This window comes from Streptomyces sp. 796.1, from assembly GCF_047525675.1.
Lineage (GTDB): Bacteria > Actinomycetota > Actinomycetes > Streptomycetales > Streptomycetaceae > Streptomyces.
Genome location: NZ_JBLIWA010000003.1, coordinates 238778 through 246412 on the forward strand (window position 1 = coordinate 238778; position 7635 = coordinate 246412).

The 7635-nt window shown below is 74.5% G+C and carries 7 protein-coding genes, 1 tRNA gene and 1 pseudogene; 6 read left to right on the plus strand and 3 right to left on the minus strand.

Translation table 11 applies throughout. The features are described 5' to 3' along the window. The 3 genes and pseudogenes from ACMA1D_RS03740 to ACMA1D_RS03750 form a co-directional block, all read left to right on the plus strand. Positions 1 to 279: pseudogene (locus ACMA1D_RS03740) on the plus strand (hypothetical protein); the annotation flags it as partial. Next, positions 270 to 926 carry a response regulator transcription factor gene (locus tag ACMA1D_RS03745; protein ID WP_349997462.1) on the plus strand — a complete coding sequence of 219 codons (657 nt, stop codon included), beginning with the start codon at positions 270 to 272 and terminating at the stop codon, positions 924 to 926. The pseudogene ACMA1D_RS03740 and the gene ACMA1D_RS03745, both read left to right, overlap by 10 nt. Before the next feature lie 164 nt (positions 927 to 1090). Next, positions 1091 to 1756: an O-methyltransferase gene (locus tag ACMA1D_RS03750; protein WP_414722401.1), complete on the plus strand. Its 666-nt coding sequence runs from the start codon at positions 1091 to 1093 to the stop codon at positions 1754 to 1756. A 75-nt stretch (positions 1757 to 1831) separates the two neighbouring features. On the opposite strand, the gene ACMA1D_RS03755 is transcribed toward ACMA1D_RS03750, so the two are convergent. Continuing rightward, positions 1832 to 2053 (minus strand): FmdB family zinc ribbon protein, encoded by a 222-nt coding sequence (locus tag ACMA1D_RS03755; protein ID WP_414722402.1) that lies wholly within the window; start codon positions 2051 to 2053, stop codon positions 1832 to 1834. A 122-nt stretch (positions 2054 to 2175) separates the two neighbouring features. Further along, positions 2176 to 3492 carry a hypothetical protein gene (locus ACMA1D_RS03760; RefSeq protein ID WP_414722403.1) on the minus strand — a complete coding sequence of 439 codons (1317 nt, stop codon included), beginning with the start codon at positions 3490 to 3492 and terminating at the stop codon, positions 2176 to 2178. A 697-nt stretch (positions 3493 to 4189) separates the two neighbouring features. Between ACMA1D_RS03760 and ACMA1D_RS03765 the strand changes: the two genes are divergently transcribed. Together ACMA1D_RS03765 and ACMA1D_RS03770 are read left to right on the plus strand one after the other, a co-directional pair. Beyond that, positions 4190 to 4261: transfer RNA gene (locus tag ACMA1D_RS03765), tRNA-Val, on the plus strand. An 817-nt stretch (positions 4262 to 5078) separates the two neighbouring features. Continuing rightward, positions 5079 to 5465 (plus strand): anti-sigma factor antagonist, encoded by a 387-nt coding sequence (locus tag ACMA1D_RS03770; protein WP_414722404.1) that lies wholly within the window; start codon positions 5079 to 5081, stop codon positions 5463 to 5465. Here ACMA1D_RS03770 and ACMA1D_RS03775 read toward each other — a convergent pair. Beyond that, complete coding sequence (locus tag ACMA1D_RS03775; protein ID WP_414722405.1) at positions 5407 to 6510, minus strand: LysR family transcriptional regulator; 1104 nt, start codon at positions 6508 to 6510, stop codon at positions 5407 to 5409. The two genes, ACMA1D_RS03770 and ACMA1D_RS03775, sit on opposite strands and share 59 nt — an antisense overlap. Before the next feature lie 311 nt (positions 6511 to 6821). On the opposite strand from ACMA1D_RS03775, the gene snpA reads away from it, so the two are divergent. Then, a complete protein-coding gene (gene snpA / locus ACMA1D_RS03780) occupies positions 6822 to 7490 on the plus strand; it encodes a snapalysin (protein WP_414722406.1) in 669 nt (222 codons plus the stop codon). Positions 7491 to 7635 lie beyond the last annotated feature (145 nt).

Here is a 7635-nt window from a genome sequence, read left to right on the forward strand (position 1 = left end):
CCCCCGACGGAGCGCCCGCCGGGGCGCGCCGCACCACCCGGCCGCCTGGCGGCGCCGCCCACCGCGCCCGTGCCCCGGGCGGGCGCCGGCGCCCCGGGCCCGCACCTGCCGCTGGTGCTGCGGGTGCGCATCACCGACGACGGCTCCGGCGGCGCCGACCCGACGGGCAGCGGCCTGCTCGGGCTCGCCCAGCGGGCCGCGGCGATCGACGGCACCCTGCGGGTGGACAGCCCGCCGGGTGGCCCCACCACCCTCACCGCGGAGTTGCCGTGCGCGTAATCCTGGCCGACGATTCGACCCTGCTGCGGGAGGGCCTGGTCCGGCTGCTCGCCGAGGAGGGGCACGACGTGGTCGCGGCGGTGGGTGATGCCACCGCGCTGCTCGATGCCGTCGACCGGCATCCGGCGGACGCCGTCTGCGTCGATGTGCGGATGCCGCCCAGCCACACCGACGAGGGCCTGCGCGCCGCCCTGGAGATCCGCAGCCGCCATCCGCACCTCGGGGTGCTGGTGCTGTCCCAGTACGTCGAGAAGCGGTACGCGACCGAGCTGTTGACCGGCGAGATGCCGCCGGGCGGCGGGGGCGTCGGCTACCTGCTCAAGGACCGGGTGATGCAGGTCGATGAGTTCCTGGACGCGCTGGAGCGGGTCGCCGCAGGTCAGGCCGCCTTCGACCCGGAGGTGGTGCGTCAACTCCTGGCCCGCAGCACCCATGTGGACCCGCTGGCCCGGCTCACCGAACGCGAACGCGAGGTGCTCGGCGAGATGGCCCAGGGCCACGCCAACGCCGCCATCGCCCAGCGGCTGCACGTCTCCCGCAGCGCCGTCGAGAAGCACATCAACGCCATCTTCGACAAGTTGGGCCTCACCGGCACGGCGGGTTACAGCCGCCGGGTGCTTGCCGTGCTCCGGTACGTGGGTAGTTAGGGCGCAGCGCCCCGCTCGGCACGCCGTGCCGGATGGGGCGCCCGTTCGGTCGGATTACGTGCACCCCGTGCCACGGAGGCCCGCCGCCGAACGGGGCACCACCAGCCCGCGGGAGGCCCGCGGGATGTGGCAGGCCCACCCGGGGGTGGGCGGAGAGGGCACCCATGGCACAGGGCAGCCGCCGGGCATCGACCGCACTGCACGCCTACGTACTGGCGCACAATCCCCCGCTCGACCCGGTCCAGCGCGAACTCATCGACCGCACCAGGACCGAGCTGCCCGACCACGCCCCCATGCAGGTGGCACAGGAACAGGGACCGCTGCTCGCCTTCCTGGCGCGGCTGATCGGCGCCCGGCGCGTCGTGGAGGTCGGCACGTTCACCGGCCTGTCCACGCTCTTCCTGGCCCAGGCGCTGCCGCCGGACGGGACGTTGCTCGCCTGCGACGTGTCCGAGGAGTGGACCGCGTACGGCCGTACGGCATGGCAGGAGGCGGGCGTGGCCGACCGCATCGACCTGCGGATCGCCCCCGCGCTCCAGACCCTGCGCGCCCTGCCCGCGGAGCCACACGTCGACCTGGCCTTCATCGACGCGGACAAGCCGGGATACCTCGGCTATTGGGAGGAGCTGGTGCCCCGCATCCGCCCCGGCGGCCTGATCGTCGCCGACAACGTCTGTTACGGCGGCGAGGTGCTCGACCCCGCCCGTGCGTCAACCGAGGGCGCCGCGATCCACGCGTTCAACGAACGGGTGCGGGCCGACACCCGGGTGGAATCGGTCTTCCTGGAGATCGCCGACGGCCTGACGCTGGCCCGCCGCCGGGAGGAGTGAGGGCCGGCGGCCGGCGGCCCGGCCCCGCCCGCGGGGCCGCGGCGATGAGGGCCGGCCCCAGGGCCCCGCGGACGGTCAGCCGCAGCAGCCCCCGCCGCAGCAGCCGCCCCCGCCGCCCGCGGGCGCTGCGCCGCGCGGGGCCGCACCGCCGCCGGTGGCGACGGCCACCGTGGACAGCAGCTTGACCGTGTCGCCGTGCCCTTCGGGGCAGGTCGCGGGGGCGCTGGACTCCGCCATGGGCCGGCTGAGCTCGAAGTTCGCGCCACAGGCGCGGCAACGGTATTCGTAACGAGGCATGCCCGCAGCCTAACCGCGGACCGGTGGCAGCGGCCCCGCCGCCCGAACGGTGCGGCGCTGGCGGGGTGCCGGCCGGGCAGCGCGGCCCGCGACCTGCGCAAGGGCCGCGCCGTCCCGGCGGGTCAGCCGCCGCCCGCCCCGAGTTCCCCGCGGATCTCCTGGACGACCCGGGCGGCGGTCTGGCGCACCGCCTCGGTCTCGGTGAGGAAGTGCCACCAGTCCGGGTGCCGCCCCTCCAGGCCGGCGATCGCCCGGTCGAGGCGGGCGACGGCGTCGTCCAGCGGGCGGGCGTGCCGCGGGTCGGGGGTGTTGCGGCCGGCCATCGCCAGCCGCTGGGCGTCCCGCACGGCGAACCTGGTGCGCTCGATCTCGCCCGTCTGGTCGTGCGATACCGCGTCGAGCCGGCGCAGCCGCTCGCCGGCGGCGGAGACGGCCTCGTCCGTCGTGTTCAGCAGGGCGCGCGCGGTCGAAAGCCGGGCCAGCGCGTCCGGCCAGCGTTGCGCCTCCCGGGCGGCCCTGGCCTCCTTCAGCTTCGCCTCGGCCTGCTCGACGGAGCGCGCGGCCTGCTCGGGCACCGACTGGAGGTCCTGCCAGCAGGCGGCGCTGTAGCGCCGGCGCAACTCGCTGAGTACCGGTGCGACGCCCTCGGTACGGGTGGTGATGGCCTCGGCGCGGGTCCGCAGCGAGACCAGCCGCCGGTCGATGTCGGCCGCGGTCGCCGGCAGCCGCTCGGCCTCGCCACGCACCGCCTCGGCGGCCCGCAGCACGTGGTCCGCGCGCTGGATCGTCTCCGGCACGCCGTGCTGGCCCGCGCCCTGGTTGAGCTTGGTGAGCTCGGGGGCGAGCGCGGCGAGCCGGGCGGCGAGGTCGTCGGCCCGCAGCCCCGCGGCGCGCACCGCGTCCAGTGCGTTGCTCGCCGCGAGCAGCGCCTGCCGGGCCCGCTCCACGGCCGGCGCCAGCCGGGCCAACTGGGTCTCCGCCGTACGCAGCAGGGGGCCGAGCCCCTGCGCGAACCGGTCGAGGTCGCCCTTGGCCCGTTCGAGCTCGGTCTTCGCCCGGGTCAACTCGCTCCGGGCGCGGCTCGCCGCCGCCGCTTCGAGGTCGTCCCGGTCCAGGTCGTGCGCGTCGACCGCGGTGATGTAGTCGTGGCTGACGTGGTCGATGCGCTGGCCGAGCGCGGCGAAGTCGCTGACGGCCTTGCGCGCGGCCGGGGAGTCGTCGACCGCGGTGATCGTCTCGATGGAGATGCGCAGGTCACGCTGGGCGGTGTCCAGCTCGTAGAACGCGGCGGCAGCGGCGTCCTTGGCCGCCTGCGCCTCGGCCCGCTGGTTCTCCCCGCGCCCGAACCACCGCCGCGTGCCCCCACCGGTGAACGCCCCCGCCAGCGCGGCCAGCACGAACGGCACCGGCACCGCGGCCAACACCAGCAGGTCACTCACGGCACGGCGGTGGCCGCCCCGCGGCTGGCGGGCGGTGCGCTGGACGGCCCGCGCGGCGCGCACGGTCCGGGCGGCCCGGACGGTCCTGGCGGTACGGGGCGGGCGCGCGGGGCGGACCGTGCGGTGGGCGGACTCCGCTGCGGTGCGGGGCGCCGCGGGCGCGGTGCGCGCGGCGGCCGGGGCCGGGTGTGGGGCGGGCGTCGACGCGGCAGGTGCCGCGGGCGCCGCGAGGGCCTTGGACGTGCGGGCGGGCTGTCGGTCCCCAAGCAGGCGGCGTAGTAGGTGCACAGACTGCGCGGTGGTCGCCGTCACTACCCTCTCCCGATGAATCGCCCCAGGCCCGGATGCCATTCTCCCATCCGTTAGGGACGAACACACGGGCCGGATAGTTCGCCACCGAACCCCGCCACCTCACACCCGCCCCCCGAAGCCGGCCCGATCCAGCCCGATCCAGCCGGGCCAGCCGGGTCCGCCCACCAGGTCTGCCCCGCCCGCGCCGGTGTCCCGCCCCGTAGGCCCGACCCGCGCCCGGCCGCCGAAGCCGCTCCCAGCCGGCCCGCACCTACCCAGGGAGACGGCCCCGCCCGGCCCGCCCCACACGGCGCCACCCGCCCCCACCAGCCCAGCGGCCGTCCGCCGGCGGCCTACGCATTTGCGAGTACCGGGCATGGTCGGGGTAGGCTGTCGGCTCATGCCCGGGTGCATAGCTCAGCGGTAGAGCGCTGCTCTTACAAAGCAGATGTCACAGGTTCGATCCCTGTTGCGCCCACCCTTCCTGACCTCGGCGAAGTCCCTGGTCAGGGTGCGTATGAGCCCCTCGTCCCGACTCGGCGATGAGGGGCTTCGTCGTGTCCGGGGGCCCTGAGTCCACCAAGGAGTCCACTACTCCACGGGCGCGGCCCGCTTCTCCTCGACGAGGCCCGGCCCCGACGCCCTTCCCCACGGCCCCCGATGACGCCACCCCAGCGCGCCCCGACCGTCGTCCCAGCGCTGCTTCACCTCGGGGCCGGATCATTCAGCCCCTCGCTGGCGACAGCCGCCAACGTGGCGGGATCGTGTCGTTCGCGTCGGGTGGGGGTGCGGGGTGGTGGGACGGTCTTCTGGACGGGCTACGGACAGGTGTTGGCCGGGAAACATGTTTGACGCGACGTCAACAACAAGAGCAAGGGGGTTGCTTCACTCGTACGAGTGTTCTTCCGTGCGCAAGAATCGTTCTTGCATGCTGTCTGCTCGATGCTCACTACTAGCGTGGCCCGCCTGTCACCCCAGGTGCGGATGGCGTGAAATCGACGCCGACGGGCATCGGACACCGGCGCCAGGCGCACCTGTGTCAGGGCGGCAGGCCAGGCGGACGTGGGGACCTGAGCATGGGCTGTGACCATCAACGACGGGCAGCGGCGGCGGAGTACGGGGAGGCCGCCGCGTCCATCCGTACGCAAGGGGAGCCCGGCTCGGAGCAGTCCGGGGCGGCGGCCGGGGCTGACGGGCAGGCAGAGGACCGGGGGATGACATGGGGCACGGGGGACGTGGGGGATGCGGCAGCGAGCGGGGGAGCCGGGGCTGCGGCGCCCGTCGGGGCGTGGGTGATGAGCGCGGGCGATGTCGGTGGGGCGAGCGGGTACGGCGACGGCGGGCGGCTGGCACGGTCGTACGCGGTGCGCGGCTGTACGGTCGTGGAACTGTCCGGGGATGTGGACCTCGCCACCGTCGGGGAGATCCGGGTCGTTCTTGACGAGGCGACCGCGCCGAGCGGCCCCCCGCACGTCGTCGTGGACCTCAGCCGCACCACCTTCTTCGACTGCACGGGGCTCGACCTGCTGGTGCGCGCGGAGGCGCGGATGGCCCGGCGCGCCGGGCGGCTCGGCCTGGTCTGCGTGCAACAGATCACCCTGCGGATGATGGAGATCGCCAACCTCACGGGGCTGCTGAGGCCCGTGCCGACTCTGGAGCAGGCTCTGGAGCGGCCAGGGTGATCGGCACGGGGGCCAGGCAGGAGAGCGCGGCCGGCGACAGGCCGTCGCGCCTGGCGGCCCCCCGCCCCGCATCGGGCCCGGGGGCGTCGGCGCGCAGCAGCGGGCTGTCGTGGCGCAGCAGCCACAGCCGGTACGCGGCATTGGCCCAGGCCAGTTCCAGGTAGGCGGACCTGAGGTCGGCGTAGAGCGCGTCGGCGCGGGTGCCGGTGGTGGTCTGCGGCCGGGAGACCATGAAGAGCCGTACGGTGAGCGGGTCGCCGTGCAGCGGGCGGATGACCATGCCGGGGCGCGGGGCGGTCGTGGGCTGGCAGGGCGATACGGCCTCGCCGGAGGCGACCAGTTCGGCGGCGGTCGTGGTGTCCCTGACGTGCACCACGCGCGGGTTGAGGCCGGCTCCGGCGAACACCTGGCGCAGCGCGGCGTACTCGTCGTCGACGGTCAGGTCGACCACCCAGTGGTCGTCGGCCAACTCCGCCAGGCGCACCACTGTGCGGCCGGCCGCCGGATGGTCCGCCGGCAGCGCGATGAACTGCGGCTCCTCGGCGAGCAGGACGCGCCGCTCGACACCGCTGGGCACCGACAGCGGGAAGCCGGTGAACTCGTGCACGAAGGCCACGTCCAACTGCTGGGTGGCCACCATCTGGAGCAGCATCGTCGCCGATATGTCGACGTGGATCGTGGTGTCCGTCTCCGGCAGCCTGGCGTGCAGCCTGCGGAGCCAGCCGGCCACGGCGCGGTTGCCGGTGCTGCCGATCCGCAAGTGTGCCCCGTTGATGTGGGCCGCGGCGTCCTTGGCCGCGCTGATCAGGGCGTTCATGTCGGCCACGATCGGCCGGGCGCGGGCCAGGACGGAGCGGCCGAGCGGCGTCGGGTGACTGCCCGACTGTTCACGGGTGAACAGCAGGCCGCCGATCGCCTTCTCGATGCGCCTGAGCTGCGTGGTGAGGGAGGGCTGCGTCATGCCGAGTTGGAGCGCAGCCTTGCGCACGCTGCCCGCGTCGGCGATAGCACAGAGCGCACGGAGGTGTCTCACATCGAGCTCCACGAGCGGAGCATATCGGCGTGGACACGACACACACCAGACACGTCATCCGATCGTCTGTCCGTGCAGGAGTTGTCCGGTGCATTGCATTCCGTGGTCGAATCCGCCGCCTTCTGGCGCCGCGACGTGGCGCAATGCGGGGGTATGGAGCCTAGGCGGCTTTTGGGGGCCATAGCTCCGTGCTATCGGCAGTTGGCATCATCCGCGCCGTGCGGCATGTCCCTGACACTCGGCGGGACACCCCGTTCCGGACGCCCCGATCGCTACCCCACAGTGATCGCCGGGGCCCCGGAGGCCCGAAGGAGTCCCCCCACATGAAGAGCTCTGCGATATTCCTGTCGGCCGCGCTGGGCCTCGGCCTGGCCGCCGCGACCGCGCTGCCCGCGACCGCCGCCCCCACCGCGGACGCCGGCCAGCGCTCGACCGCCGCGAGCATCGCCGCGTACCAGGGTTCCGGCGAGGACGCCGCGGCCACCAAGGCGTTCTTCGAGGCGGTCATCAAGTCGGCCAAGGCCAAGCAGGCCAGGACCGGCGAGCGCGCCGTCACCGTCACCTACAACGCCAGCGGCGCGCCCACCTTCGCGTCGCAGATCGCGCGGAGCGCGTCGATCTGGAACTCCCACGTGACCAACGTGAAGCTCCAGGCGGGCTCGGGCGGCAGCGACTTCTCGTACCGCGAGGGCAACGACCCGCGCGGCTCGTACGCCAGCACCGACGGCCACGGCCGCGGCTACATCTTCCTCGACTACCGGCAGAACCAGCAGTACGACTCGGTCCGCGTCACCACCCACGAGACCGGCCACGTGCTCGGCCTGCCGGACCACTACTCGGGCCCGTGCAGCGAGCTGATGTCCGGTGGCGGCCCCGGCCCGTCCTGCACCAACCCGAACCCGAACGCGCAGGAGTCCGCCCGGGTCAACCAACTGTGGGCGGGCGGGCTGAGCGGCCTCGGCGCCTTCGCGAAGGGCTCGTTCCTCAAGTGACCGTCCCGTTCGCGGGCTGAGGGCGGGGCGGGCGCCGGCCGCGCGGCCGGACCCACACCTCCCCCACGGCAGCCGTGCCCCGCACCGGCGCCCGCCCCTCCCGCCCCGCGAACGACCGCCGGGGGGGGGGGGGGGGGGGGGGGGG

Excerpts from the sequence above, each read along its gene's own strand:
- ACMA1D_RS03750 (WP_414722401.1), top strand. The coding sequence starts at position 1,091 with ATGGCACAGGGCAGCCGCCGGGCATCGACCGCACTGCACGCCTACGTA.
- ACMA1D_RS03755 (WP_414722402.1), bottom strand. The coding sequence starts at position 2,053 with ATGCCTCGTTACGAATACCGTTGCCGCGCCTGTGGCGCGAACTTCGAG.
- ACMA1D_RS03770 (WP_414722404.1), top strand. The coding sequence starts at position 5,079 with ATGAGCGCGGGCGATGTCGGTGGGGCGAGCGGGTACGGCGACGGCGGG.
- snpA (WP_414722406.1), top strand. The coding sequence starts at position 6,822 with ATGAAGAGCTCTGCGATATTCCTGTCGGCCGCGCTGGGCCTCGGCCTG.